21 protein-coding genes are annotated in these 26,555 nt (G+C 61.7%); 7 read left to right on the top strand and 14 right to left on the bottom strand.

The annotated features are described in order from the left end of the window. Positions 1 to 25: 25 nt before the first annotated feature. Positions 26 to 2,854, top strand: a complete 2,829-nt coding sequence (locus tag QRN60_RS13625) for a condensation domain-containing protein (RefSeq protein WP_111821091.1) — start codon at positions 26 to 28, stop codon at positions 2,852 to 2,854. Positions 2,855 to 3,155: 301 nt separating this feature from the next. On the opposite strand, the gene QRN60_RS13620 is transcribed toward QRN60_RS13625, so the two are convergent. Together QRN60_RS13620 and QRN60_RS13615 are read right to left on the bottom strand one after the other, a co-directional pair. Beyond that, positions 3,156 to 4,502, bottom strand: a complete 1,347-nt coding sequence (locus tag QRN60_RS13620) for a condensation domain-containing protein (RefSeq protein WP_112495136.1) — start codon at positions 4,500 to 4,502, stop codon at positions 3,156 to 3,158. Positions 4,503 to 4,563: 61 nt separating this feature from the next. After that, complete coding sequence (locus tag QRN60_RS13615) at positions 4,564 to 9,021, bottom strand: amino acid adenylation domain-containing protein (protein WP_112998242.1); 4,458 nt, start codon at positions 9,019 to 9,021, stop codon at positions 4,564 to 4,566. An 81-nt stretch (positions 9,022 to 9,102) separates the two neighbouring features. On the opposite strand from QRN60_RS13615, the gene QRN60_RS13610 reads away from it, so the two are divergent. The 6 genes from QRN60_RS13610 to QRN60_RS13585 all read left to right on the top strand — a co-directional run bounded on the left by QRN60_RS13610 (position 9,103) and on the right by QRN60_RS13585 (position 16,438). After that, positions 9,103 to 10,278: an isochorismate synthase gene (locus QRN60_RS13610; RefSeq protein WP_020809018.1), complete on the top strand. Its 1,176-nt coding sequence runs from the start codon at positions 9,103 to 9,105 to the stop codon at positions 10,276 to 10,278. Between the two features lie 18 nt (positions 10,279 to 10,296). Next, positions 10,297 to 11,922 (top strand): (2,3-dihydroxybenzoyl)adenylate synthase, encoded by a 1,626-nt coding sequence (locus QRN60_RS13605; protein ID WP_113100876.1) that lies wholly within the window; start codon positions 10,297 to 10,299, stop codon positions 11,920 to 11,922. A 90-nt stretch (positions 11,923 to 12,012) separates the two neighbouring features. After that, a complete protein-coding gene (locus QRN60_RS13600) occupies positions 12,013 to 12,882 on the top strand; it encodes an isochorismatase (protein WP_020809020.1) in 870 nt (289 codons plus the stop codon). Between the two features lie 13 nt (positions 12,883 to 12,895). Further along, the gene (gene dhbA / locus QRN60_RS13595) at positions 12,896 to 13,651 is read left to right on the top strand and encodes a 2,3-dihydro-2,3-dihydroxybenzoate dehydrogenase (RefSeq protein WP_020809021.1); all 756 of its coding nucleotides are present in this window, start codon (positions 12,896 to 12,898) and stop codon (positions 13,649 to 13,651) included. A gap of 30 nt (positions 13,652 to 13,681) precedes the next feature. Continuing rightward, complete coding sequence (locus tag QRN60_RS13590) at positions 13,682 to 14,395, top strand: 4'-phosphopantetheinyl transferase family protein (RefSeq protein ID WP_020809022.1); 714 nt, start codon at positions 13,682 to 13,684, stop codon at positions 14,393 to 14,395. Between the two features lie 129 nt (positions 14,396 to 14,524). Then, positions 14,525 to 16,438, top strand: a complete 1,914-nt coding sequence (locus QRN60_RS13585; RefSeq protein ID WP_060726724.1) for a PhoX family protein — start codon at positions 14,525 to 14,527, stop codon at positions 16,436 to 16,438. A 106-nt stretch (positions 16,439 to 16,544) separates the two neighbouring features. Here QRN60_RS13585 and QRN60_RS13580 read toward each other — a convergent pair whose 3' ends face one another. From QRN60_RS13580 to ubiV, 12 genes are all read right to left on the bottom strand, one after another. Then, entirely contained in the window at positions 16,545 to 17,240 is a 696-nt protein-coding gene (locus QRN60_RS13580; protein WP_284765673.1) for a cytochrome c3 family protein, read from the bottom strand. 2 nt (positions 17,241 to 17,242) lie between these two features. Then, entirely contained in the window at positions 17,243 to 17,734 is a 492-nt protein-coding gene (locus QRN60_RS13575; RefSeq protein WP_077998774.1) for a nitrate reductase cytochrome c-type subunit, read from the bottom strand. After that, positions 17,704 to 20,208: a periplasmic nitrate reductase subunit alpha gene (napA, locus tag QRN60_RS13570; protein ID WP_020809024.1), complete on the bottom strand. Its 2,505-nt coding sequence runs from the start codon at positions 20,206 to 20,208 to the stop codon at positions 17,704 to 17,706. The genes QRN60_RS13575 and napA overlap by 31 nt, the downstream gene beginning before the upstream one ends. After that, on the bottom strand, positions 20,183 to 20,470 hold the full coding sequence (locus QRN60_RS13565) for a chaperone NapD (RefSeq protein WP_111793136.1): 288 nt from the start codon (positions 20,468 to 20,470) through the stop codon (positions 20,183 to 20,185). The genes napA and QRN60_RS13565 overlap by 26 nt, the downstream gene beginning before the upstream one ends. Then, complete coding sequence (locus QRN60_RS13560; RefSeq protein ID WP_031233459.1) at positions 20,463 to 20,963, bottom strand: ferredoxin-type protein NapF; 501 nt, start codon at positions 20,961 to 20,963, stop codon at positions 20,463 to 20,465. Before QRN60_RS13560 ends, QRN60_RS13565 begins: the two co-directional genes overlap by 8 nt. A 7-nt stretch (positions 20,964 to 20,970) precedes the next feature. Then, positions 20,971 to 21,156 (bottom strand): periplasmic nitrate reductase, NapE protein, encoded by a 186-nt coding sequence (gene napE, locus QRN60_RS13555; RefSeq protein ID WP_003504689.1) that lies wholly within the window; start codon positions 21,154 to 21,156, stop codon positions 20,971 to 20,973. 201 nt (positions 21,157 to 21,357) lie between these two features. Then, complete coding sequence (locus QRN60_RS13550) at positions 21,358 to 22,545, bottom strand: NnrS family protein (RefSeq protein ID WP_020809026.1); 1,188 nt, start codon at positions 22,543 to 22,545, stop codon at positions 21,358 to 21,360. Next, complete coding sequence (locus QRN60_RS13545; RefSeq protein ID WP_020809027.1) at positions 22,542 to 23,294, bottom strand: ATP-binding cassette domain-containing protein; 753 nt, start codon at positions 23,292 to 23,294, stop codon at positions 22,542 to 22,544. Before QRN60_RS13545 ends, QRN60_RS13550 begins: the two co-directional genes overlap by 4 nt. After that, the gene (locus QRN60_RS13540; protein WP_284765639.1) at positions 23,291 to 24,100 is read right to left on the bottom strand and encodes an ABC transporter permease; all 810 of its coding nucleotides are present in this window, start codon (positions 24,098 to 24,100) and stop codon (positions 23,291 to 23,293) included. Before QRN60_RS13540 ends, QRN60_RS13545 begins: the two co-directional genes overlap by 4 nt. 5 nt (positions 24,101 to 24,105) lie before the next feature. Next, positions 24,106 to 25,092: an ABC transporter substrate-binding protein gene (locus QRN60_RS13535; protein ID WP_020809029.1), complete on the bottom strand. Its 987-nt coding sequence runs from the start codon at positions 25,090 to 25,092 to the stop codon at positions 24,106 to 24,108. Between the two features lie 139 nt (positions 25,093 to 25,231). Then, positions 25,232 to 25,615 carry a hypothetical protein gene (locus tag QRN60_RS13530; RefSeq protein ID WP_020809030.1) on the bottom strand — a complete coding sequence of 128 codons (384 nt, stop codon included), beginning with the start codon at positions 25,613 to 25,615 and terminating at the stop codon, positions 25,232 to 25,234. Then, on the bottom strand, positions 25,612 to 26,550 hold the full coding sequence (ubiV, locus tag QRN60_RS13525) for a ubiquinone anaerobic biosynthesis protein UbiV (RefSeq protein ID WP_080865053.1): 939 nt from the start codon (positions 26,548 to 26,550) through the stop codon (positions 25,612 to 25,614). The genes QRN60_RS13530 and ubiV overlap by 4 nt, the downstream gene beginning before the upstream one ends. Between the last annotated feature and the right edge of the window lie 5 nt (positions 26,551 to 26,555).

The raw sequence follows: 26,555 nt of genomic DNA, 5'->3' as shown, positions 1-26,555 counted from the left end.
GCCGAATATTTCCAAGGAGAGGACCATGGCAGCAGACAATACACGTGTGCTCGCACGTCGCATCGAAGAAACCTTCGACAAGGGAAACGCAGCCCCGCCGAGCCAATACGAAGAACGGGTCTGGTTCGAGCAGTTTCAGGATCCTGATCAGGTCTTCCGGCAGCTTCTCGCCTATCGCATCGGTGAAGAATGCGATCTGCTGCGCCTGACCTCGGCGCTGAAGACGGTTTGCGAGGTCTGGCCCGAGCTGCGTGCGCGCTTTGCCTTCGGCGAGGACGGCACTCTTGCCAAGAGCATCGAAGCCCCGTCCGCATCCATCGTGCAATTGCTGCATGTTCCCTCGGCAGACGAGGCCCTCACCTTGCTGCACGCCCTCCAGGCAAGACCCTTCGATGCCGAAACCGACCCGCCGTTTCAGGCCGTCGTGCTTTTGAGCGAAGGAGAAATCCTGCTGGCATTTCTGGTCCACGGCTTGCTCCGCGAAGTCCTCTCGCCACAGATCCTGCTGGAAGGTATCACGGCGGCCTATGCCGGTGAGACGCCAAAGCCGCTTTCGCCGCGCGCGGTCGAAAACGGCAGCGTCGACCCACTTCCGCTCAGCTGGCTGCAACGGCCGGCCTCCGGCTCGACCGTCGTGGCGCTGCGGCAAAACGGGATCGACAGGCCGGCGAGCCACAGCCACGGTGTCGATCTTCCCGCACCCCTGCTCGGCCTCAACAGTTCCACGGCGGGGAATGCGCTTCTCGCCCGCGCCGGCTCGCGTTTCGCCCTTTTCCTCACAAAAAACGGTGGTCCAGAGACCGTAACCCTGCGCCTGCAGCCCGGCGTTGCCATGCCGATTTCAGCTGAAGCCGCAGCACGGGTAGCGATCTCCCGCGGCCAATCGCCCGAACAGGCTGAAAAGGCCGTGCTGGCGGGGCTGGAACAGCGAAACGACAATGAAGGTGGAACGGCCACCTTCACGCTGCAGGCGCTTGCGACACCCGTTCAGGCCATATCGGAGCATGGCCTCCAGTTTGAGCACCTGCCCCTGCCCTCCCTGCAATCCGGTCTCGGCCTGACCCTTGCTACCGGTCCGACCTCAACTGGCGATATCCGCCTAGAACTGACGGGTGGCAAGGAGACATCGCCACATGCGACGGCCTTCCTGCTGGAGCGCTTCGTCAGCCATCTTGAAGGCGGCGCGGATTTTTCCGGCATCGTCCCTCAAAACGCCGCGGCAGCATCGGAACAGGCAGCCCTTTCGCCCGCCGCTTCCGGTCAGAACGACGACACCGCCGCGACAATCCTTACCGAATTCCGTGAAGCGCTCGTCTCGCCCGACATGGGACCGGATGACGATTTCTTCGATTTCGGCGGCCATTCGCTGATCGCCACCCGTATCATCGGGCGTCTTCTCGCCAATCACGGCATCGAGCTGCGCTTCAACGATCTCTTCAGCTACCCGACCGCCGCCTCGCTCGCAAAACAGGCGACCCGGCTTGAAACCGCCGCACCTGCGCAGGCCGAGGCTACGGCGAACGGCTCTCTGACTGCGCCGCTCTCGCTGGCGCAGATGTCGCTCTGGAAGGCCTATGCCGCCTTCGGTTTCGGCGAAATCTTCAACATTCCCTTCGCGCTCGATTTCCGCGATCCCGTGGATGAGAATGCCTTCGAATGTGCCTTCCTCGATATCATCGAGCGCCATCCCGGCCTGCGGACCCATTTCTACGTCGAAAACGATACGGTTCTGCAGAAGATCGTGCCGATGCATGATCTGCCCGGTTACAAATGGTTCTGGACCAGCGAGGAAAGCCAAGGTGTCGACCGGCACGCGGAGGCCGGCTGGCGATTCGATCTTGCGCGTGAACTGCCGATGCGCCTACGCTTCCTGCGGGATGCGCAGACCGGCCGCCAGGTGCTTTCCTTCCTCTTCCATCACATCGTGCTGGACGAATGGTCGGTGAACCTGATGATGGACGAGCTGACCGAGGCCTACAGGGCAAGGGCTGCGGGCAAGGCCCCGGTCTTTGCGACCAGGCCGGCGCCCTTCCATGAATTTGCGAGAAAACAGGTCGCGTCAGGTGTGAATGCCGGCCATCTTGCCTACTGGACGGACATGCTGCGGGATGCGCCGAAAGGCCTTACCCTCAACGGACAGGATGGCACGCCGCACGAGGCGTCGCAGGATGAAGCCCCGGCAGGCGGCTGGATCGAGTTCAAGCTGGAAAAACATGTCAGCGACGGGCTTTACGCCATTGCCAGGCAGAACAGCGCCTCGCTGTTCAACGTGGTCTATGCCGCAATTGCCGCATCGCTGCGCCATCTCGGCGGGTTGAGCGATCTTGTGGTCGGCACCTCGGCTTCGGGCCGCACGGACAGCGGTTATTTCGATACGATCGGTTATTTCACCACTGTCGTCGCCCATCGTGTGCGTTTCGGCGAGACCATGACCATCGGCGAACTGATTTCTTCGGTGAAGAACACCATCAACGGTTCGCTGGAACACAGCGAAATCCCGATCGATCTCGTCGAGGAAGCGCTGGGCATGACGCCGGGCCGTGATCATCTGTTCGAGGTCTTCATCCAGATCCACGCCAAGAACAAGCTGAACGGCACCCTCGCCGGGCCGGATGGCAAGCCGGTGGAGTTCCGCCAGATCGACCCTGACAAGCACGAATCCATGCTGGGACTGCAATTCGAGGTGATGGAAGAGACGATAGGCGGCGAGCGCTCCATTCGCGTGCTGATGAGCTATCGCTCCGATCGTTACGGCCCTGACGATGTCGAGCGGCTGCGCAACACCACCAGCGGTGTCTTCAGCCGTTTTGCCGAAGCCGGCGCTTCGAGCCGCGTGCTGACGACACTCGCCTGAACCGGACTTGGGCAAGGAAAATCCGGCTTCGCCTGGCGGAGCCGGGTTATTTTTACCTATGAGTGCTGCTGAGAATGTATTGGCGCGCACCCTGCATCCGCACGCCGTTACCCCGGGCGTGGTCCGGGGTCCAGTGCGATCAAGTCCTGATCGCCAAAAAGTCCTTTCACGGCGCAGACGCGCCGTGGCTGGATGCCGGATCTAGTCCGGCATGACGGAACACGGATTTTTCGTCATTATCGATAACGCATGTCCAGCCTCACACCCCGAAGCCGGCCTGGCATCCGCCCACAGTCCCCCCTCAGACCGCCAGACGGAATGCCGTGGACGCCTCCGCCGCCGCAAGCGTCAGCGCCTCCTCGCGCAGCATGGCATCGAGGAACAATGGCAGTTCCTCACGGTAGCGGGCGAAATCCTCCTCTTGCGTCAGCGCCGAATCCGCATCGATATGCAGGTTCAGTTCGCTGCCGTCATCTTCGCCGCGGAAGGTAAGATTGAACCCGTCGCCGGGACCATTGGCAAGAATGTGCCTGATAACGACGAGCCCGGCAAAGACCGGTGCGCTGAAGGGAAGGACATTGATGAGCGGCGAGAAGAAGAAGCGCCGGCCCTTAGGGATTTCCCGATCGGCGGCGATCTGCTCGATGCGGTAGCGGCCATGCAGACGCTGCTTGCGCAGATTGGTGGCGTTGCGCCTCAGAAATGCACCGAGGCTTTCGCCCGACTCGATGGTGAGATGGAAGGGGAGGATATTGACAAGCATCGCCGGCATATGCGCGCCGACGCTGCCCCAGCGGCTCATGAAAGGCAGCCACAAGGTCAGCACATTGCGATCCGGACGCGGCAGGACACGGTGGAGATAAAGGCCTGAGAGCAGCACCAGAAGATCCGGCCAGCCGATCTCCATTGCACCCGCCACCTGCTGCAACCGCGTGCTGAACCCCTGCGGCAAGGCCGCATCGGCATGCAGGCCGCCGCCGCCATAGTCCTCGCAATCCTTGTCCAGCACCGGCAGATCGGCGGGTGCGGCGAGATAGGCCGCCCAGAAATCACGGTCCTTCTCGAAACGCTGGCTTTGCTTATAGGCATCCTCTTCGGCAAGGAAATCACCGAAGGGGTGGAAATCCGGACCCGCTTCGCCCTTGCCGCAATAGTGCCCGTAAAGCTGTCCGCAGCGCTGCTCGACCAGCGTCAGGCCATAACCATCCACGACGATATGATGGGCGCGGATGTACCAGAGATAGCGGTCATCCGCGATGCGATAGAGCAGCTGCGCAGAGAGCCTGTCGGTTCTGAGATCGAGCCTTGCTTCCACATCCGCGTTCATGCGCCGCAGCGCCTCTTCCAGGGGAGCGGGACTGGTGCGCAGGTCGATTAGTTCCACCACCGGGGCATGGCTTGGATCGCAGCATTGCTGCGGTGTCTCGCCATCGTCGCCGATACGAAAACGGATCGACAGGACTTCGGACTCGCGCACGGTGCGTGTAATTGCCTGAAGGAGCGCGCTTTCGTTCACCGCACCGGAAAGATCGATGTAATGGGCGACGGTGGAAACCGGCTCGTCGGGATGGAAGGAAAACTCCTCCCAGAAATCGAGTTGCGGCTGCGTCAGTGGAAGCCAGTCGCCGGCAGGATCGATATGCGCCATCTGTTTTTCCTTGAACAATTCCTGTTATCGGGCGCGAAATCCCGCCCGAAATGATTTGGGTTCACGCCGCCCGGGCGGCCAAAAGCGAGGTCACCTGTCTGGCATTGCGGCACCGCAGAAGCTGCTGCGGCGTCAGTTCCACGCCGAAGGCAGTGCGGATTTCAGCCGAAACGATCTTCAGATGCGAAGGCAAAAGACCGAGCGCCAGCAGGTCGCTGTTCGCATCCACATTCGCCGGTTTTTTACCCAGCACGCCAAGATAGATATCCAGCACCCGGCGGTCGCCCTGATCGGCGGCGGGAGCCACAGGGGCGGAGATTTTTGCCGGTTCCACACCACCCGTCGCGCCGGTCAGCAATTCGCGGGCGCGACGGCGATCCGGCTTGCCATTGGCCGAGAGCGGCAGATCGTCGACCTTGAGAAACCGGCCGGGCACATGCGATTCCGGCAGATGGCCCCGGGCAAAATTGCGCAGATCGGCGGTGGAGAGCTCGAGGCCGGACGAAACGACGTAGAGCACACCGATGGCCGCCTCGCCCTTTTGCTCGACACCGTAATCCACCACCAGAACGCGCTGGATGGAAGGATGGCGGATCAGCTCGTTTTCCACATCCGGCAGCGAAACGCGCACGCCGCGCACCTTGACGTAGCCATTGACGCGGCTTGCAAACATGATCTTGCCATCCGGCCGGTAGCGGCCACGGTCTCCGGTGCGGAAGGCGCGCACCGGCTTTCCCTCGGGATCGTTGACCGTCACGAAATCCGTCTGGGTAATCGCGCCATCTTCGAGATAGCCGATCGCCACATTCACGCCCGCCGTGTGGATGCGGCCAACGACACCGGCCGGGCAATGCTCGCCCTGATCGTTAAGGACGAAATATCGATTGGCGGGCAGCGGGTGGCCATAGGGCACGGCCGCGATATCTTCCGCAACGATCTCGTGCCAGATGCTCCAGATCGTCGTTTCCGTCGGCCCGCCGAGCGATATCAGCCGCAGATCGGACTTCAGCCTGCGAAGCTCTTCGATAATCACGGGCTTGATGTAATCGCCGCCCTGCGCCACGAGCCGGAGCGAAGAGAGCTGGTCACCACGGCGGCAGGAGAGAAGCATTTCGAGGATGGCCGGCACCGAGCACCAGAGCGTGACGCCATGTTCAGCCACCAACTCATTCCAGCGCACCGCATCCTTTTCCTCGCCGGGTTCCGGCAGCACCAGCGTCGCCCCGGCGACAAGCGCGCCGAAAACATCGAAGACGGACATGTCGTGATGCAGCGGGGTGACTGACATGAACACGTCACCCTCCGTCACCGCCCATTCCGCAAGCGTGCTGCCGATGACATTGGCCGTGGCGCGGTTGGAAAGCACGACGCATTTCGGTTTGCCTGTCGTGCCCGACGTGTAGAGATAATAGGCAGGCTCCTCGCTTCCGGAGAGTGCTGCTACGTCAGCCATGGTAACTGGCGCACCAGCCGGTGCGGGCACGGACAGAAGCTCCGCCGGATCGACAGCGTCGAAACCTTGCGGGACGCTGCGGGCGACGATGACGGCCGGGCGGCAATTGGTCAGCAGGTAGCGCAGGCGATCTTCCGGCGAGCCGGCATCGACCGGCGCCCAGACCGCTCCCATAAATGCTGCGGCGAGCGTGATGGCCGTATGTTCGGGACTGCGCGGCAGGCATACGGCCACGACATCGCCCCGGCCGATGCCGCGCGCCTTGAGGCCCGCCATCGCCCCTGCCACCATCTGACCGAGTTCGCCATAAGCGATGCGCCGTTTGCCGCTGACAAGTGCCGTGCGTGCTGGGTCACCCTCGAAAAGATGGCCGGCAATCCGCTCCAGAAATGGCGGGCAGACGAAGCTGCGCTCGTCACCATTCAGCCTGTAATGGGACAGGTCGACAATATCGCGTCTATTGAAGGAGAAAGCGCCGCTATCCGCGATCCCGGCAATCGCACGCTCGATGGCTGCGAGAATATCCGCCACCATCGCCGCATCGATCGCCTGCTCCGCATAGTCTATATCGAGGACAAGATCGCCCTGCGGATTCTGCGAAAAGCGGAAATCCATCGCCACCTGCGGCGTCTGCGTAAGCCCACCCACCCATCGCATCTCCGATTCGGGTGAGAGCGTCGGCCAGGTAAGGCCGTTGGTAATCACGACGGGCAAAGCAAGCCCGCCCGGATTGGCATTCAGAAGCACGCGATTGAGATCGATGCCCGAAAAAGCCAGATGGTTCAGCCCATCAAGCACATCCGTCTGCAGGCCTGCCGCCCGCTCCGCAAAGCTGCCCTTGGCTGCATCCCATTGGACGGCGATGAAGCTCGAGCGGTTGGCGAAGGCCCCTTCCACCTGCGGCGCAACGGGAATGCCGACGACAAGAGCGCCCTCATTGAGCCAGAGTGAGAGCACATCGAGGATCACCGCCGTCAGCGCCGAATTCTTGAACAGCCGCTCTTTCGCGCCGATCCGCGAAAAGGCGATGAAGCGCTGCTTTTCGACGAGCAGGCTCTGGCGGCTGTAACGCGATGCGGGAATGGTTTCGAGCGGTGCTTTCCACGGCAGTTGCGAGGGCACCTCGGCATCTTTCAGCTTGTCCGCCCAATAGGCAGCGTCCCCGGCGCGGGCCGCCGCGATGTCCTCCTTCGGCGTTCCGATCGTGGCGGCGGTTTCTGGCGGCAGGACGCCATCGAAGAGTTCCGCCGCAAGGCTGGCAATGGCCCGCCCATCAAGGATAAGCGCGTCGAAACGCAGGAAGACGACAACTTTATGCCCCGCCGTCCCGGTATCCGGCATATGGAAGATCGTGACCTGCCATGGCGAGGCTGCGAGATCGAAATGTGCATGGGAAAAATCCCGTTGCGCCGCCTCGATCCTTGCCTCGGCTTCCGGAACAGACAGGGCCGAAAGATCGACACGATCGAGATTGATCTTCGGCTCGTCGGAGACGATCTGCACCAGACGCCGCTCATCGATGCGGGTACGCAGGCTTTCATGTCTCCCGACCATTGCGGCAAGGCGCGACTGCAACAGTTCCGGGTCGATATTGCCGCGATATTCGCGGAACTCCTGCATCGCCACACCGCTGAGCGGCAGATGGGTGCCGCGCCCGAGCAGATAGGCCTGTTGCAGGGGTGAGAGTGGACGTTCCATGGGTTTTCCTTTTGCCTCGGCTGCCGCTTCCGGCTGCCGTGCGACCAATCGCTTCACCCTTGCAGAAGTAAGATCGGGGCTTTCCGCGAGCCGGCGGAGAAGAGCGACGTAGGTTTCGAACAAAGCGCGCAGCCAGCTCTCCGGCAGCGCATCGAGCCGCACGTCCCAGTTGATCAGCAGGCCGCCATCCACAGCCGCCACCTGCGCATCCAGCGCGACGCCCGGCCCCTGCGAGACGGTGTGGACCATCGGGCCGAACAACCGCCCGACGCGTTCCGAAAACAGCTCTCCGCCCGGAAGATCGACTCCGGCGGTAAAGACTACCGGCGAGGTCTGCAAATCACCGCGCTGGCGGGAAAGATCGCGCATGACGCTGACGCCCGGATAGGACTGGTGCGCGAGAAGGCCGTTCATTTCATCGAACAGCCGGCCGAGCAGCGCCTCGACGCTTTCTTCAGGCCTGATTTCCACGCCGAGCACGAGCACTTTGGAAAATTCGCCGACGATCTCATCGACCCCTTCCACCAACGGCGCGCGCCAGAAACCCGGCACGGAAAGCCGGAATTTCTCCGCCCCCGCCGCCTGCGACAGAGCCACCGCGAAAACGCCGAGCAGAAGGGTCGATGGCGTCACGGAGCAGCGCCGCGCCGTCCGCTCCAGACTGCCGCGCTCAGCCGCTGAAAGCAGCGTGGCGAGCCGGTCCGTGTGAACGGCGCGCGAGGGGTCATCGGGCAGAAACGGCAGCGGCGGAGCGTCCGGAACATCGGCAAGCCGTTGCCGCCACCATAAACGGTCCCTTTCGCGCCGGCCCCTCAAGTCAGGATCGGACGCAAGCCGTTCCGCCCAGTCGAAAAACGACGGGGGGACTGATTCGAACGTCTGTGTTTTGTCTACGCCTGCCGCCGTCTCGTAGAAGCGGGCAAGGTCTTCCATCACGATCCGCACGCTGGCCGGATCGATGGCCAGCATATCGGTGTCCACATGCAGACGGCAACGCCCTTCCGGCAACAGGCTGAGCGAAATCGCCGCCGGTGCGGCAGCACGAAGATCAGCCCCGCGATGGCTCCACTTCTCGCGTTTCGTCTCAAGACGGCGCGCAAGCGCCTCCGAATCAAGCGCGGTCATGTCCTCCACATCAAGGCGGAGCGGCCGGCCGACAGGATCGACGGACTGACGCCCTTCCGCGTCGATACGGAGGCTCAGCATGGGATGACGCCGGCAGAGACTTTCGACGGCAACGGCCAGTTTTTCCGCATCCACCGCCTGCCCCTCGAATTCGAGGTAAAGATGGGGCGTAACTTTCCCGAGTATTCCATCCGCCTCGCGGCCGACCCAATAGGCCACCTGCATCGGGGTTAAATTTAGCATGTGAGTTTGAACCGGTTGACAAAACATGATTAGCATACTCAAGTATAAGCCATCGTCAACCACTCGCACAGGAGGCATCCCATGAAAACGGGAGCACTCAGGACGAATGACGTCGAATCCGACGAAATTACTGAATTTAATAGAGAATTTCTGTTTACTTCCGGCAGCGGGCAATTACGCGCCAGGGGCATTCGCGAAAGGATCGCGATTCCCGCCCGTGGCGGCGAAGACATATCGAGCCCGCTGCAGCAGGCACTGGCCGGCGCCTTCGAGCGTGCGCGCCGGGACGGCGAGCAGAACCCCATCGCCATCGGCGCAATCCCCTTCGATGTCAGTGAACCTTCATGCCTGTATATTCCATACAACCATGAATGGAATTCAAGGGATGCCGCGCCGATCGTCGCCGATTCGGCCATGCCGGCGCTTATCGGTCAGAACAGCCTGCCGGACGAGACCGGTTTCAAGCGTGCCGTCGAGCATGCCATCGTCAATTTCCGTCATTCCGAAGTCCGCAAGGCGGTGCTTTCGGTCATGCGCGAACTGACTTTCGCCTCCGAGGTGGATGTCGAAAGATTGCTGGCGAGCCTCGCCAAGCAGAACCGCGAAGGTTACCAGTTCCGCATTCCGCTTCCCGATGGCGGCGACCTGATCGGCGTCAGCCCGGAACTCCTGATCCGCAAGCAGGGCGAGAAAATCATCTCGAACCCGCTGGCGGGATCCGCAAAACGCATGGTTGATCCGGCGGCGGACAAAGCCAATGCGGATCGGCTCTCGGCATCCGAAAAGGACCATTACGAGCACAGCCTGGTGATCGAGGATATCCGCTCGCTGCTTTCACCGGTCTGCGTCGAACTCGATGTTCCTGAAAAACCCTCCCTCATCAACACCGCTGCACTCTGGCATCTTTCAACGCGTATCGAAGGCCGCCTTGCCGATCCCGAGACCAATGCGCTGCAGCTTGCTTGCCTGCTGCACCCCACACCGGCCGTCTGCGGCTTCCCCACCGAGCGCGCCCATCGCCTCATCCGCTTCGTCGAGCCTTTCGAGCGCGGGCTCTTCACCGGCATGGTCGGCTGGACGGATTCTGAAGGCAATGGCGAATGGGTGGTGACCATCCGTTGCGGCACCGTGCAGCGGGAAACAGTGCGGCTCTTCGCCGGCGCCGGCATCGTGGAGGCCTCGGAGCCCGAATCCGAATGGGCCGAGGTGCAGACCAAACTCAAGACCATGCTGAACGCCTGCGGTCTTTCTGCCTAATTTTCCCAGGAACGAACCATGACAATCGAATTTGAACGCTGGCCCGAGGATTTCGTTCGCCGATACCGCGAACGCGGCTACTGGACCGACCGGCCGCTGAGCGGCATCCTCACCGAACAGGTGGAGCGCCGGCCGGATGCGACGGCGCTGATCTGCGGCGACCGCCGCTTCAGCTATGCCGATCTCGACCGGCAATCCTCCAATCTTGCCGGACATCTCTCCGTCGCGGGCGTTGGCAAAGGTGACACTGCGCTAGTGCAATTGCCTAACATCGCCGAGTTTTATCTCGTCTTTTTCGCGCTGATGAAAATCGGCGCAGCCCCCGTCAACGCACTTTTCAGCCATCGCCGGCTGGAAATGACCTCCTATGCGGAGCAGATTGCACCGAAGCTGGTGATTGCCTCGCGCAGCCACGAGCTTTTCGCCGATGACGCATTTGTGGAGACGCTGAAAGCAGTCTCCCCGAAGCTTGCGGTGACCCTGCTGCTCGGCGAAGCGGATCCGCAGCGCAGCCTTGAGCGGATGCTTGCCAATTCCGCCGAAAACCCGCCCGCCTACGCCCCTTCGGCGTCAGACGAGGTGGCGTTGTTCCAGCTTTCCGGCGGCAGCACCGGAACCCCGAAACTGATCCCGAGGACGCACAACGACTATGATTACAGCGCCCGGGCCAGCGCGGAGATTTGCGAACTCTCGCCTGAGACCCGTTTCCTTTGCGCCATTCCGGTGGCGCATAATTACCCGATGAGCTCGCCCGGCGCGCTCGGCGTTTTCCACGCCGGCGGCACCGTGGTCATGGCCGCCAATCCGGAGCCGCTTGCCTGCTTCGATCTCATCGAAAAACACGAGATCGACATGGTGCCGCTGGTGCCGCCGGCCGTGGCGCTGTGGCTGCAGGCTGCACCCGCCCATCGTGAACGGCTGAAATCCCTCAAGCTCCTGCAGGTCGGCGGCGCAAGCTTTGCCGAAGCCCTGGCCCGCCAGGTGCCAGAAGTGCTGGGCTGCGACCTGCAGCAGGTATTCGGCATGGCGGAAGGGCTGGTGAACTACACCCGCGCCGGTGATCCCGACCATATCGTTTTCACCACGCAAGGGAGGCCGATCAGCCCGGATGACGAGATCCGCATCGTCGACGAGGACGGCAACGACGTGCCCGAGGGCGAAGCCGGCATGCTGGCGACCCGTGGCCCCTATACGTTCCGGGGCTATTACCGCGCGCCCGAACATAGCGCCCGGGTCTTCGACAGGGATGGGTTCTATTATTCCGGCGATGTCGTGCAGCGCACGCCCGAAGGTTATCTCCGGGTCGTCGGCCGGGTGAAGGACCAGATCAATCGCGGTGGCGAAAAGGTCGCTTCGGAGGAGGTCGAAAACCTTATCCTGCGGCATCCGGACGTCACCCATGCAGCACTCGTGGCGATGCACGACGAGCTTCTAGGTGAGAAAAGCTGCGTCTTCGTCGTTTCACGCAATCCCGCGCTCAAGGCGCCGGCCATCCGCCAGCATCTCGCCGGTCTCGGCGTCGCCGATTACAAGTTGCCGGATCGCGTCCGTTTCATCGAGGCCATGCCGCTCACCGCCGTTGGCAAGATCGACAAGAAACGTCTGCGCGACCTGCTTGTGACACCCGCCGCCATCAGCGCCTGACACGCGGCACAAACAAAGGGGGACGCTCAAAAAGAGCGTCCCGAAACCCGAGATTAAGCGCCCCTGGCGCAGCAAACCACCGAGGTCATCATGACAATCCCCAGCATTTCCGACTATCCGATGCCGGTCGCCGCAAGCTTTCCGGCCAACAAGACAAAATGGCAGCCCGATGCGAAACGCGCCGTACTCCTCATCCACGACATGCAGCGTTATTTCCTGCGGTTTTATGAGGCCGAAGGCAAGCTGATGACCACCCTCATCGACAATCTCGCAAAGGTGAAGGCTTGGGCGGTTCAGAACGGCGTACCTGTTATCTATACCGCCCAGCCGCATGACCAGCCGCCTGGCGACCGTGCGCTCCTCAATGATATGTGGGGACCGGGCCTCACCGTCGTCGACCCCGAACTGCAGAAGGTCGTGGATAAGCTCGCCCCGACGCCTGACGACGTGGTGCTGACCAAATGGCGCTACAGCGCCTTCCAGCGTTCCGACCTTACTGAGCGCATGAAGGGCTGGGGCCGCGACCAGATCATCGTCGGTGGCGTTTACGCCCATATCGGCTGCATGATGACGGCGGTGGAAGCCTTCATGAAGGATATTCAGCCCTTCATGATCGGTGACGGCGTTGCCGATTTCTCGGAAGCCGAACACCGCATGGCGCTGCAATATGTGGCGACACGCTGCGGCGTGGTGATCGACACCGCAAGCCTTGTCGGCGCGGGAGAAGCCACCGATATCAGCGAATGGCTGAAAGCCCGCGTCCTGCAAATGGTGGAGGATGAAAGCGATATCGACCCCGACGAGAACCTGATCTTCTACGGGCTGGATTCGCTGCAGGTGATGAAGCTTGCCGGCGAGCTGAAGGAACGCGGTGTCACCGTCGGTTTTGACGAGCTTGCGCGTGTACCCACACTTTCCGCCTGGTGGGCGCTGATCGAAGAAAAGCGGCTCGCAGCCTGAGCGGACGAAAAAGATGACGCAACAGAGATTTACCGGGCGGCGTGTGCTGGTGACGGGCACGGCCCAGGGCATCGGCCGCCGCATCGCCGAACGTTTCATCGAGGAAGGGGCCGAGGTCATCGGCCTCGACCTTCTGGCAAGAACGACGGAAGCGCCCTTCCGCCAGATCGCACTCGACATCACCGACGCGAGGGCGGTGGAGAAGGCCTGCAAGGCAATCGAAAGCGAATGGGGCGGGCTCGATATCCTGGTCAACGCCGCCGGCATCTTGCGGCTCGGCGACAGCGAAAGCCTGACGCCTGCGGACTGGAAAGCCTGCATGGACGTCAATGCAGCGGGACCGTTTTATATGCTGCGGCAATGGAGCAGCATCTTCAAACGGCAGCGGCGCGGTGCGATCGTCAATGTCGGCTCCAATGCCGCCGTCGTGCCGCGCATCGGCATGATGGCCTATTGCGCCTCCAAGGCGGCGCTGGTCAGCCTCAGCCATTGCGCCGCCCTTGAGCTTGCACCCTATGGCGTGCGCTGCAACGTCGTTTCACCGGGCTCCACCGATACGCCGATGCTTGCCGGCATGTTGAGCGATCCCGCCGGCAAGGAACGGCTGGTCGCCGGCCTGCCCGAGCAGTTCAAGCTCGGCATTCCGCTCGGCAAGATCGCAAGGCCTGATGATATCGCCGATACGGTGCTGTTTCTCGCCTCCGATCAGGCCGGGCATGTGACGATGCAGCAGATCGTGGTTGATGGCGGCGCCACGCTTGCGGCTTAAATTCGCGCCGTTGGATTGAAGGTGAAGAATATGGCCGTCGCAACGGCGTTTCATCGCGAAGCCGTCTCCGGCGATCCACCGGAGGCCATCTGGCCTTGGCCGGACGACAGCGGCGATTGCCATTGCCTCACCCTTCGTTACAGCGCCGAAGAAGGCGGCGGCGGCGATGTCCCTCCCTTGCCGCCGCAGCTTTTAAACGCCGCGCAGAGACGCAAGGCGGAATTCATCGCCGGCCGCAGATGCGCGGCGGAAGCCACGCGCCGCCTCACCGGCTACGCCGTCTTTCCCGGTATGGGTGAGGATCGCGCCCCGATCTGGCCCGAGGGCATCATCGGTGCGATTTCCCACAGCCATGGGCGGGCGATTGCGCTCGCCGGCTCTTCCCAGCGATTTCGCGGCATCGGCATCGATATCGAAAGGCTGCTGACCGAAGAGGAGGCCCGCGATATCGCCCCGCAGGCCTTGACCGCGAATGAGCGCCACAACCTCGGCAACGATATCGATCCCTTCATGACCGGGTTGATTTTTTCGGCCAAGGAAAGCCTGTTCAAGGCGCTTTATCCGACAGTGAAACGGCTGTTCTTTTTCGAGGCGGCCGAATTATCCGGCTTTGACGCAAACGGCTCCGCATCATTGCGCCTGACGGCCGACCTCGGCGAAGACTGGCGCCGCGGAACGGAGGTTCCCTTCCGCTTCTGCCGCTTCGAAGGCCTGCTGCTCACTCGCATCCTTCTCCCGCATTGAGGGAAAAATAGTAGATTCATAACTGAGAAGATCATATTTTAAACCCGTCTTCCCGTCATCCGAGTGAAACACTCGGAAGGTACGCAGCCTGTTGGAATGATTCCAAACATTGAACGGTGGAGACAGACTATGACCGACATCGATACGAGCAAATTGTCCTGGGACGAGTGGGACGAACTGCAGAACCCGCCGCCGGCCGAAACCGATTTCGACCGCGTGGTTGAAACCGCGATTTCCCGCCGCGGCTTTCTCGGCGGCGTGCTGGCCTTCGGTTCGGCCGCGGCCGCCATGGGCACGCTCGGCAACCTGTTGAGCAGCACTTCGGCGGAGGCGCAGGAAGCCGCCGCCGGCCGTTTCCCGTTCAAGCCGGTTGCCGCCGCAACCGACCACACCATCCATGTCCCGGAAGGCTATAACTGGAAGCCGCTGGCGAAATGGGGCCAGCCGCTGTTCTCCAACGTTCCCGATCTCGACCCCGCCAAGGGCGTCAGCGTTGAAAATTCCGACAAGGTCTTCGGCGAAAACACCGACGGTATGGAACTTTTCGTGGTCGGCAGCCATCAGCTGATCGCCGTCAACCACGAATATGTGAACCCGGAAACCAACCTGCCGCACGCTGAAAAAGGCAACCCGAAGACGGCCGACGATGTGAAGATCCTGCAGAACATGCAGGGCGTCACCGTCATGGAAGTTGCGGAAGACAAGGACGGCTGGAAGATCGTTCTCGACAGCCCCTTCAACCGCCGTATCCACCACAACACACCAATGAAGCTTTCCGGCCCGGCTGCAGGCTCCGATCTCGTCAAGACCGCCGCCGACCCTGATGGTATCGACTGTCTCGGGACCTTCAACAATTGCGGCGCCGGCCGCACACCGTGGGGCACCTACCTCACCTGCGAAGAGAACTTCAACGGCTATTTCGGCACCACCGACGCCACCTTCAAGCTGCCTGATGATTACAAGCGTTATGGCATCGTGGCCGAGACGCGTTATGCCTATGAGAAGTTTGACGAGCGTTTCGACGTCGCCAAGAACCCCAACGAACCGCGCCGCGCCGGTTATGTGGTCGAGATCGATCCTTCGGACGCCAAGTCCACCCCGATCAAGCGCACCGCGCTTGGCCGCATCAAGCATGAAAACGCCGCCGTGGTGATTGCCCGTGACGGCCGTGTCGTTGTTTACATGGGTGACGACGAGCGTGGCGAATTCCTCTATAAATTCGTCTCCAACGGCATCTACGTGCCGGGCGGCGACACCTCCAAGCTGCTTGACGAAGGCACGCTTTACGTCGCCAAGTTCTCCGATGACGGCGCCGGCGAGTGGCTGGCCCTGACCCCTGAAACCACGGGCATGAAGATCGACGAAATCTGCGTCTTCACCCGACAGGCCGCTTCCAAGGTCGGTGCAACGACGATGGACCGCCCGGAATGGGTCGCCATCAACCCGGTCGCCATCGAAGCCTATTGCGCGCTGACCAACAACAGCCGCCGCGGCGAAATGAAGGACGGCAAGCTGCGCGCCAATGCCGGCGGCGATGCCATGGCGACCAATGCCGCCAACCCGCGCGAGAAGAACGAATACGGCCAGATCGTGCGCTGGTATCCGGAAAATGACGACCATGCGGACGGCAAGTTCAAGTGGGACCTGTTCTGCATGGCCGGCAACCCCACCGTCCACAAGGACGCCTATGCGGGTTCTTCGAACATCAACGAAGGCAACATGTTCAACTCGCCTGACGGCATGATGTTCGATAGCACTGGTCTGCTCTGGATCCAGACCGACGGCGAGGATAGCAATGAAGGCAACTTCGCCGGCCAGGGCAACAACCAGATGCTGGCGGGCGACCCGGCCACCGGCCGCATCGAGCGCTTCCTGACTGCCCCGAAGGGTTCCGAAGTCACCGGCCAGACCTGGTCCGGCGACAAGCGCACCCACTTCGTCGGCATCCAGCACCCCGACGCCCCCTTCCCGGATGGGGAAGGCAAGCTGCCACGCTCGGCCCTCATCGCCATCAAGCGCGACGACAATGTGAAGATCGGCTGACGCATGGCTGAAGCAAACCCGGCCGCGGCTAACCCCCGGTCCGGTTTAATAAATGGAAACGCCGTGCATCCGGAAGGCTGCACGGCGTTTTGTTTTGCCAGACAGATCAGAAAACGTTCCGATGCACATCCGTCATCGCGCGCCTCAGGTCGTCCACAGCAGAGGCCGTCGGGCCCGGTTGGTCGTCTAGTGCCGGCGGCATTTTCCAGCCGGGGTCGATGCCTTCCATATTCGGCAATTCATGGGCGATGCCCTTGTGGCAATCGATGCAGGTGGCCTTGCCCGTCAGCAGATATCTGGAATGGATATCGGCGGCGCGCTGCGTCTGTTTGGTAAAATCCATGGCGGCGGAAGAATGGCAGTTGCGGCATTCCAGGCTGTCATTGGCCTTCAGGCGCGACCATTCGTGCTGGGCAAGCTCCAGCCGCTTGTCGAGGAACTTCTTGCGCGTATCGATGGTGCCGAAAATCTTGCCCCAGACCTCCTTGGAGGCCTGCATCTTGCGGGCGATCTTGTCCGTCCATTCATGCGGCACATGGCAATCCGGACAGGAGGCGCGCACGCCGGAACGGTTGGAGAAATGCACCGTCCGCGTCAGTTCCTCATAAACATTCGCGCGCATCTCATGACAGGAAATGCAGAAGGCTTCCTTGTTGGTCATCTCAAGCGCGGTGTTGAAGGCGCCCCAGAATATCACCCCGCCGACGAAGCCGCCAAGCGTCAGGAAGGCAAGGCTGAGCGTACCGGCCGGCGTCGTCAGAATAGCCCAGAGCCAGGCGAGAAGTTTTTTCACTCGGGCGATCATCATTCGCTACCCGCCGGTTTGACGCCCATTTCGCTCATGTCCTGAAACGTGTTGGGCACGAGCGGTCGCGTATCAGCCTGCGGCACATGGCAGGCTGTGCAGAAATAACGGCGCGGCGAAACATCCGCCAGCATCTGGCCTTCGCGCGTCATGTAATGCGTCACGCTGATCATCGGCGCGCCGGAATCCTGCGTGAATTCGCGCTTATGACAGGACAGGCAACGGTTGGCATTGACCGAAAGCTGGTAGCCGTCGATGGAATGGGGAATGACCGGCGGCTGTTCCGGATAGGCGCGCATGCGCCTGAAGTCGTCGATCACCCATTTCGGCAGAGGTTTGGCGGGCTCGGTGCGCATGGCGTCACCGCGCGGGCCGGACAATTCCGGCACCATCTGCGCAGCGGCACCCGTCGCCACCGCGACCACCAGAAGCGTGGCGACCATCCATCCGTGTTTCCTGATCATGCGACTGGCTCTATCTTGACTGCGCATTTCTTGAAATCCGTCTGCTTGGAGATGGGATCGGTTGCGTCGAGCGTCACCTTGTTGATGAGCTGGCTGGCATCGAACCAGGGAACGAAGATGACACCGGGCGGCATGCGGTTGCGTCCGCGCGTTTCCACGCGGGAGCGGATTTCGCCGCGGCGCGAGACGATGCGGATTTCCGCTCCCTGATTGAGCCCGCGCTTGCGCGCATCATCGGCATTCATGAAACAGCGGGCGCCGGGGAAAGCCTTGTAGAGTTCCGGCACGCGCATGGTCATGGAACCGGAATGCCAGTGCTCCAGCACGCGGCCCGTCACCAGCCAGGTATCGAATTCGTCGTCGGGGGATTCGGCCGGCGGCTCATAGGGCACGGCGATGATGACCGCCTTGCCGTCCTTGTTGCCGTAGAATTTCACGCCCTCGCCGGGTTTGACATAGGGGTCGTAACCCTCGCGGTAACGCCACAGCGTTTCCTTGCCGTCCACCACAGGCCAGCGCATGCCGCGCACCTCGTGATAGGCATCGTAAGGCGCAAGATCATGGCCGTGGCCGCGCCCGAAGGCGGCATATTCCTCGAAGAGGCCCTTCTGCAGATAGAAACCGAAATCCTTGGATTCCTGGTTCTGGTAATCCGCGTTGATCTCGCTCAGCGGGAACTTGCCGACATCGCTGTCCTTGAAGAGAACCTCATAAAGCGTCTTGCCGCGATAGGCGGGATTGGCGTCGAGTATCTCCGCCGGCCACACTTCATCGGTGGTGAAGCGCTTGGAAAATTCCACCAGCTGCCAGAGATCGGAACGCGCCTCACCCGAGGCCTCGACCAGCTGGTGCCAGACATGGGTGCGCCGCTCGGCATTGCCATAGGCCCCTTCCTTTTCCACCCACATGGCGGCGGGCAGAATGAGGTCGGCGCTCATGGCCGTGATGGTCGGATAGGCATCCGAGACCACGATGAAGTTTTCGGGATTTCGATAGCCCTGATAGGTCTCGTTCTTGGTGTTGGGACCTGCCTGTACGTTGTTATTGACCTGCACCCAGTAAAAATTCAGCTTGCCGTCGTGCAGCATGCGGTCCTGCTGCACGGCGTGATAACCCGGCTTTTCCGGGATAATGCCGTGCGGGATGCGCCAGATTTCTTCCGCATGTTTGCGGTGTTCGGGGTTGGTCACCGTCATGTCGGCCGGCAGGCGATGGGCGAAGGTTCCGACCTCACGCGCCGTGCCGCAGGCCGAGGGCTGGCCGGTGAGCGAGAACGGGCTGTTGCCCGGCTCGGAAATCTTTCCCGTCAGCAGATGAATGTTATAGACCATCTGGTTGGCCCAGACGCCGCGAACATGCTGGTTGAACCCCATGGTCCAGAGCGACATGACCTTGCGTTTCGGGTCGGCATAAAGCTCGGCCAGTTCTTCCAGAAAACCGGCTTCCACGCCGGTCATGGCGGCGGTTTTTTCCAGCGTGTATTCGGAGACGAACTCCTTGAAGGTCTCGAAATCGATCGCTTCCGTCTTGGTCGGATCAGCGGAATTGGCGGCATTCACCTCCACCGGGTTGTCCGGCCGCAGGCCGTAACCGATATCGGTGACGCCGCGCACGAATTTCGTGTGGTTCTTCACGAAATCCTCGTTGACGCGTCCGGTCTTGATAATGTGGTTGGCGATATAATTGAGGATGACGAGATCCGTACCCGGCTTGAAGACCATCGGGATATCGGCAAGGTCCATGCTGCGATGGGTGAAGGTCGAAAGCACCGCCACCTTCACATGGTCGAACCCCAGGCGCCGGTCGGCGATACGCGTCCACAAAATGGGGTGCATTTCCGCCATGTTCGAACCCCAGAGCACAAAGGCATCGGCATGTTCGAAATCGTCGTAACAGCCCATCGGCTCATCCATGCCGAAGGTGCGCATGAAGGCATAGGCAGCAGACGCCATGCAGTGACGGGCATTGGGATCGAGATTGTTGGAGCGGAAGCCGGCGCGCATCAGCTTGGTCGCGGCATAACCCTCGAAGATCGTCCACTGGCCGGAACCGAACATGCCCACCGCCGTCGGTCCCTTTTCCTTCAGCACCCGCTTGCACTGCGCGGCCATCACGTCGAAGGCCTCGTCCCAGCTTACCGGCTCGAACTCGCCATCCTTGGCGTAGACGCCGTTCTTCTTGCGCAGCAACGGGGTCTGCAGGCGGTCCTTGCCATACATGATCTTGGACAGGAAATAGCCCTTGATGCAGTTGAGGCCACGATTGACCTCCGCCTGCATGTCGCCATGGGTGGCGACGACCTTGCCTTCCTTGACGCCGACCATGACGCCGCAGCCCGTGCCGCAGAAACGACAGGGCGCCTTCGACCATTTGATCTGCAAGGCGGAAACGCCGCCCGGCACCGGCTGTGCGGCCGCCGGAAGCGCAATGCCCGCCGTTGCCGCCGCAATGCCGGCGGCATGCGCCTTCAATAGATCACGCCGCGTCAGTTCGCTGCTCATCGCCGCCTGTCTCCTCTGTATCGACGTGTTCGAAAACCATGTTGGCGGCAATCACACCGTCGAGTGTCGAAATATAAGTGAGCGTATCGCCCAGCATGCCGGTGCTCGTGCCATCGATGACGATGACGATCTTGCCGTTGCCCTCGCCATGAACCTCGACATTATCGAGCGTTAAAAGCGTTGCGAGCACGGCGTCGCGCATCTGCGGCATCACCGCCACCACGGCGCTTGAAACATGATACCGCCCTGTATTTTCAAGCATATTGCATCTCCGTGGCTGTTTCCTTGATCTCGATCACACCGGCCGGGCAGACGGACACGCAGGCCCCGCAGCCGGTGCAGGCTTGTTCGATAAGTTCAGGCACGAAGGGACCGCCGCGGCGCGGGCGAAACCGGATGGCCTCGGTCGGGCAGGCATCGCGGCAGGCCTGGCAATCAATATTGCCGAAGGCGAGACAGCCTTTACCGATCGCCATGACATGATCGAAGCGTTGGGCAGCAGGGACGGCAAACACCGGTTCCGGACAGGCTTCGGCGCATTTGCCGCAAAAGGTGCATTCCCCGACGGAAAAATCCACCGAAGGCAAACCGCCCACCATGGCAATGATGCCGGTGGGACAGGCTTCGACACATTTTGCGCAACCGCTACAAGCGGTGAGGTCGCTCAACGCGACCCCGGGGGGACAGATGCGTGGTCTATGTTTTTGCCCGCCGCGCAGCAAATCGCGCCGGCTGAGGGAGGCTTCCATCATCATGGCGCCCTCAATGACCGGGCGGCCCCGGAGGGCCGTAAATGATCTGGAACATCCAGACGATAAAGCCATAAGCCCCGACAAATCCGACCGCCAGAACGGGCCAAATTCCAAAGGCCAGAACGGCGAAGGTCACAAGTTCCCTCGTCCGGCCAGGCTTTTCATCTGTGTGTTGAGGCGCGACTATTTTAGGCATATTCGCGTTTCCTATTCGTTTCGAGTCATCATCGGCTAAAAGACGGAAATATTCAACCACTTGATTTTATTGATTATTTATCAAAACTAACATTCATCAAGACGACTCACCTAAGTCACTGATTTCGCATTGTGCTTTTGCTGAAAAAATAAACAGTCGACGTAAAAACGGTTGAATGCGCCTGCTGCGGGAATCTCGCTCTCATCCGCAGGCTCCCGTATCGTCCATTCCCGGCGCGCGCATGAAGGGCAGAAAACCCTGCAGCCAGATGCCGAAACTCGCCGCCCAGAGCATTGCACTGAGACCATGATGATAGGGTGACAGGATCGCGGCGAAATCGAACTCAGACAGGATGCGGATCAGCCCGGCCGCCACCATCAGGGCCGCCGCCGCATGGGCCTGCCAAGGCAGAGACGCCAGATTGCGGCCCGTGTGCCGAAGCCCGGCGATGATGAAAACCGCCATGACAGCGCATCCAAGCGCCCCGACAGACAGGAGATGCAGCCCTGCGGCGGGCGTGACGGAAAAACCGAGCCGTGTCGCCCCGAGCGCCAGAAATCCCGCGCCGGCAAAGGCGTTGCCAAGGCCGAGCAGCAGCACCTCGGTCCTGAAGACCGCACGCCCGATGAACCATTCGGCCAGCCGGTCGAAAAACGCCGCACCGGCCGCAAGCGCTAGCCAGGCGCAGACATCGCTTTGCGGAAAGGCGAGCCTCGCCGCCATATAAATCGTCACCATGGCGCCCGCCATGTGCTGGCGGCCGGGATGCGGCCGGTAAGGCGTGGTCTCTCCGCTTGGATCGAGCGCCAGATTGATGACGACCACATTGATGCGGGCTGCCGAGAGCGAAAACAGCACGATGAAGATGCACAGCGCCACTTCCAGGCAGCGGGATGCGAATGCGAGATCGCCGGCCCACCAGCCATAACGCACACCCGCTTCCGTCGCCGCGAAAAGAAGAAGCCAGATGAGAAATGTCAGGTGCTTCACCGTGCGCCGCGCCAGCATTGCCCTGCCGATGAGGGCAGAGAGCGCCAGCAGAAAAGCCATATCAAAAAAGCCGGCCAGCAGGCTCCACGCATCAGCCCCCAAGACACCGATGATGCGGCCCGGCAGCCAGAGGCAGGCAAGATGGACCAGCGCTCTCCCCTGCGCCGGTTTCGTATCCGTCCATTCCGGCGCCGCCGACCCGAGGAAACCCGCAAGCGCCATGCCATAGGTGCCAAAAATCATCTCATGGGCGTGCCATTGCGAGGCAGGCACGGCATCGGCGAAAGGCAGGCCATAACCGCCGATAACCACCCACAAAAACGGCCAGACCGCGCCATGCATGGCGGCCAGAGGAAAAAACAGCCGCAGGGCTTCGGAAAGGATCGGCGGCGGCCTCATCTGACCCGCTCCCTCGCCGAAAACAGTTCGGCAAAGGCCGGGCTCTCGGCCAGGCGTTCCGCTTCATCGAACACCGCCCGCGCCATGCGCCCGCCCGGCGAGCCGGAAGGCTTGTGAGCGGCAACCACGCGGCCGTCCATGCCTGAAAGCACGATCAGCCTGTCGGCCACCATCAGCGCTTCATGAAGATCATGGGTGACAAGAAGGGTGGAGAAACCGCGCCTGCGGGCGGTACCCACCAGAAGCTCCTGCAAATGGCGTCGCAGGCCGACATCGACGGCGCTGAAAGGTTCGTCCAGAAACAGCATGTCCGGCTCCACCGCCAGCGCCCGCGCCACACCGGCGCGCTGGCGCATGCCGCCGGAAAGCTCGACCGGATATTTGCCGAAATCCGCTTCTTCCAGCCCAACTTCGAGCGCAAAACACCCAGCCCTTTCACGGCGTTCCCGTTTCGGCATGCCGGTGGCCGCAAGGCCGTAGGCTATATTGTCGATCAGCGTCATCCATGGCAGCAGCCGCGGTTCCTGAAAGACCAGACCCTGCCGGCGATATCGACGATGCACGCGGCCGCGAACGGGATCGATGATGCCAGCCGCGATCTGCAGGATCGTCGTCTTGCCGCTGCCGGAAGGGCCAAGCAGCGCCACGGTTTCCCCCAGCGCTATGCTCAGGTCGAAATTCTCGAACAGGCTGCGACCTAAAAAGGCGTGGCCGACATGTTCAAAACGCAGGTTGGAATGATCGCTCATCGTTTGACACGCCATGGCAGCCCGGCGGCGCGCCAGCGTTCCAGCGCTTCGCGCAGCAGATGCAGCAGGCCGTAATCGGTGAGCAGCGCCAGCGCGACGGTGATGGTGAGCCAGGCGCTGACCTGCGCGATATCGAACAGCGCGCGTGCGGTGGCCAGTTCGCCGCCAATGCCGCCGGAATTCGACAGAAGCTCGGCCATGACAGTGACTTTCCACGCACTGCCGGCCGTCGTGGTCCAGGCGGGAAAGAGATAGGAAAGCACATGCGGCATGGTGACGGTGCGCAACCGGTAAAACCATGGAGCACCGAAGGCCTGCGCCATCACCTCCAGCTGACGATCCCGCTTGGCGACACCTTCCAATGCACCGGCAAAGGAAACGGGAGCCGATGCGATGACAACGGTCATGACGGCAGTGCCGCCGGAGGAACCGAACCAGATCAGCGCCAGCACGATCCAGCCTATGGGCGGAACGCCGAGCAGGACGGTGACAACAGGCTTCATCAGCCGCATGGCCGCGAAGGAGTAACCCGCCATCACGCCGGCGACGGTGCCGATGCCCGCCGCAATGGTGAAACCGGTCAGGGCCCTGACCGCGCTCTGCGACAGGATCGCGAAGAAATCCGGCCTCGCCGCAAGCACTCCGATAGCCGCGAAGGTCTCACCCGGCGAAGGCAGGATGAAGGAGCCATAAATTTCATGCCCGGCCTGCCAGGCGGCGAGAAAGCAGAAAATACCCGAAAGCCCCGCCCAGCCCGCCCAGAGATAGCGGCCCATCCAGCCAAGACTTTCGAGAATGCGGTTCATGCCTGCTACACCAGATAAAAACCGTCATCCGGCCGCCGACCGCCGATGATCGCGGGGCCGGCCTTAGCGAGTTCATCGTAAAACGCCTCAAGATCGGTACGCGCAGCACTCGCCTTCAGCGCACATAGATGGCTAGTCGGGAAGGAGGCAGCGATGATGTCAGGCGGAAAGCCCAGGGCTTCGGCGACGGCATCGGCCGCCGTCTTCGGGTCGGCGATGGCGCTGGCGAGCGCCGCCTCCATGGCGGCCTGTAGAGCCTCTATGCCGGACTTGCCGAGCTTTTGCTGAACCTGCGACGTCAAGGCGAGACCGGCCTGCGGGATTTCGGCCTTGCCGGCCACCTTCGCCCATTCCTGCTGGATATCGATGGTGCGGTGGACGGTCATGAAAAACGACTTCGCCTTGATCAGCACAGCGGTTGCGGCCGGTTCGCTGAGCAGCGCCGCATCCACCCTGCCCGTCAGCAGCAATTGCACAGCTTCCGGCGGCGAGGCGGCATATTCCAGCTTGATGTCGCCGGACTTCAAGCCGTTTTCGGCAACAAGGCGATGCAGCACGAAATCGGGCATATCATTCTTGAACGGCAAAGCGAGCGTCTTGCCGGAAAGGCTTTTCAGGGAGTTCAGCGTCTCGTCTTTCGAAACGATATAGAGCAGACCCGTGGTCAGCACGTTGAGCAGCCCGAGGCCGAGGCCGCGATTATGGAGATTGGCGGCGCCATAACTCGGCATCACCACCGCCCCCATGGAGCCGGAGGCAACGGCCGCGCGCATTTCATCCGGCGTTTTCCAGGCCTTGAAGACGGCTTCAGGCGCAACGTCCTTCAGGAACCCGCCTTTTACGGCATGGGCCAGCACGGCGGACGGCGCGGCGGGAGGCCCGTAAAAGGTGAGCGGTGTCTCGGCTTTCAGAATATGCGGTGCGGCAAGCGTCGCCACCGTGAAACCGGAAAGGGCCGAAAGAGCCTGACGACGGGTGAGATGATGGGCCATGGTCCTGATCCTTGTTCGCGCCGGAAGCGCCCCGATGCCGCACAACCAGCCTTGCGGCCCGGAGCGTCACCAACCCGGAAATGACATTTTGCAAGCGGGTGCTCTTTGCGCAGGATCAAACAGCACCGGAAGCAAGGGGCTATTTGCATGTTTTAAGAGACCGGGCCTCTCGCAGAATGCGCGAACCCTCCTGCGCGGCGGCGGCGATATCGAGAAACATCAGGCTCGCCGTTTCGACGACGCCTTCATCGACCGTATCGTCCTCGGCAAAATCCGACAGCATATCGGCTAGAAGCCCGATCTTGCGCCGCTCCTCGCGGGCGGCGGCAAGGAGCTTGACGACATTGCGCTGGCGCTCGAAATCCTCAAGCTCGCGCAGCGCCTCGTGCACCTTGTCACGGCAGTCGCAATCGAGCGCGCTTTGCAAAACCACGTTACGCACGAGATGGATCGCCGCCGCGATATCCGCCCCGCCCGGCGCTGCCGCAGACTGTGGTTGCGCGTTTTTTCCGTTCGTCGTCATGCATTCACCCCATGCGCCGTGTTGCGGGCGCGGGCGATCCAGGCCGCCCCTTCCTGCCCGTGGTGAAAACCATTGGAAAAAGGCACGTCCGGATAGATTTGGCTGAGACGGGCAAGACCATCTTCCGCACCCCGCCTGCCGGTCAGAACGTCGTCATGGATCTGCGCCACCGCCACCATGTCGCAATCCTGCGGCGAGAGGCGGAAGCGGGCGATGCCGGCAGCGGCCAGATCCTGCAATTCGCCAAGCAGCGACTGGCAGGTGTGCGACACTGTCTGCACTCCGTTCAGCGCCAGAAATGATTGCCGGTCAAGCGTGCGGACCGGCAATCCATCCGGATCGTCGCCGCAGACGAACTGGCAATTATCCTTGATATTGCCCCTGGCGCGGGCATGGGCGCAGCGCGCCGAAATGGCGAGCGGCAGGCGGCCGAAGGCGAAGATTTCGAAGTCCACATCAGGCGTCTCCGCCACGATGCGCTCCACCGAGATCATCGGCAGTTCCGGCGGCAGGCAGATGGCGCTTGCCCCGCGCGAGGAGAGCAGCCGCGCGGTCGCGGCATTATAGACATTCACCATCGGCCCGACGACGTGCGGCGCGCCATGCAGCATGCCAAGGGCGGAAAGGTCATTCGCCTCGACGGGATAGGGACTATCGGCGATCAGGCCGCGCAGCTGGCGGCTTTCCCGTTCCAGCGTCACCAGTGAAAGCGTCGAGAGGACCACCTGTTTTCCGGCGTTCTCCAGCCGCTCGATCACCTCTGCCAGATGCGGCTCGGTGAAATGAAACCGTTTGGAACAGACGGTCTCGCCGAGATAGACATGGCTGACGGGCGCCTCATCGGCGATGCGGAAATAGAAATCTCGCCATTTCTCGCCCTGCCAGAGATAAAGGACCGGGCCGAGCGCCAGAGTGGCCTTTGCGGGTTTTACCATCGCCT

This window comes from Agrobacterium sp. CFBP2214 (genome assembly GCF_030209895.1).
Lineage (GTDB): Bacteria > Pseudomonadota > Alphaproteobacteria > Rhizobiales > Rhizobiaceae > Agrobacterium > Agrobacterium radiobacter.
Note: the sequence above shows the minus strand (reverse complement) of the source record. Positions and strands in the feature narration are given on the sequence as shown.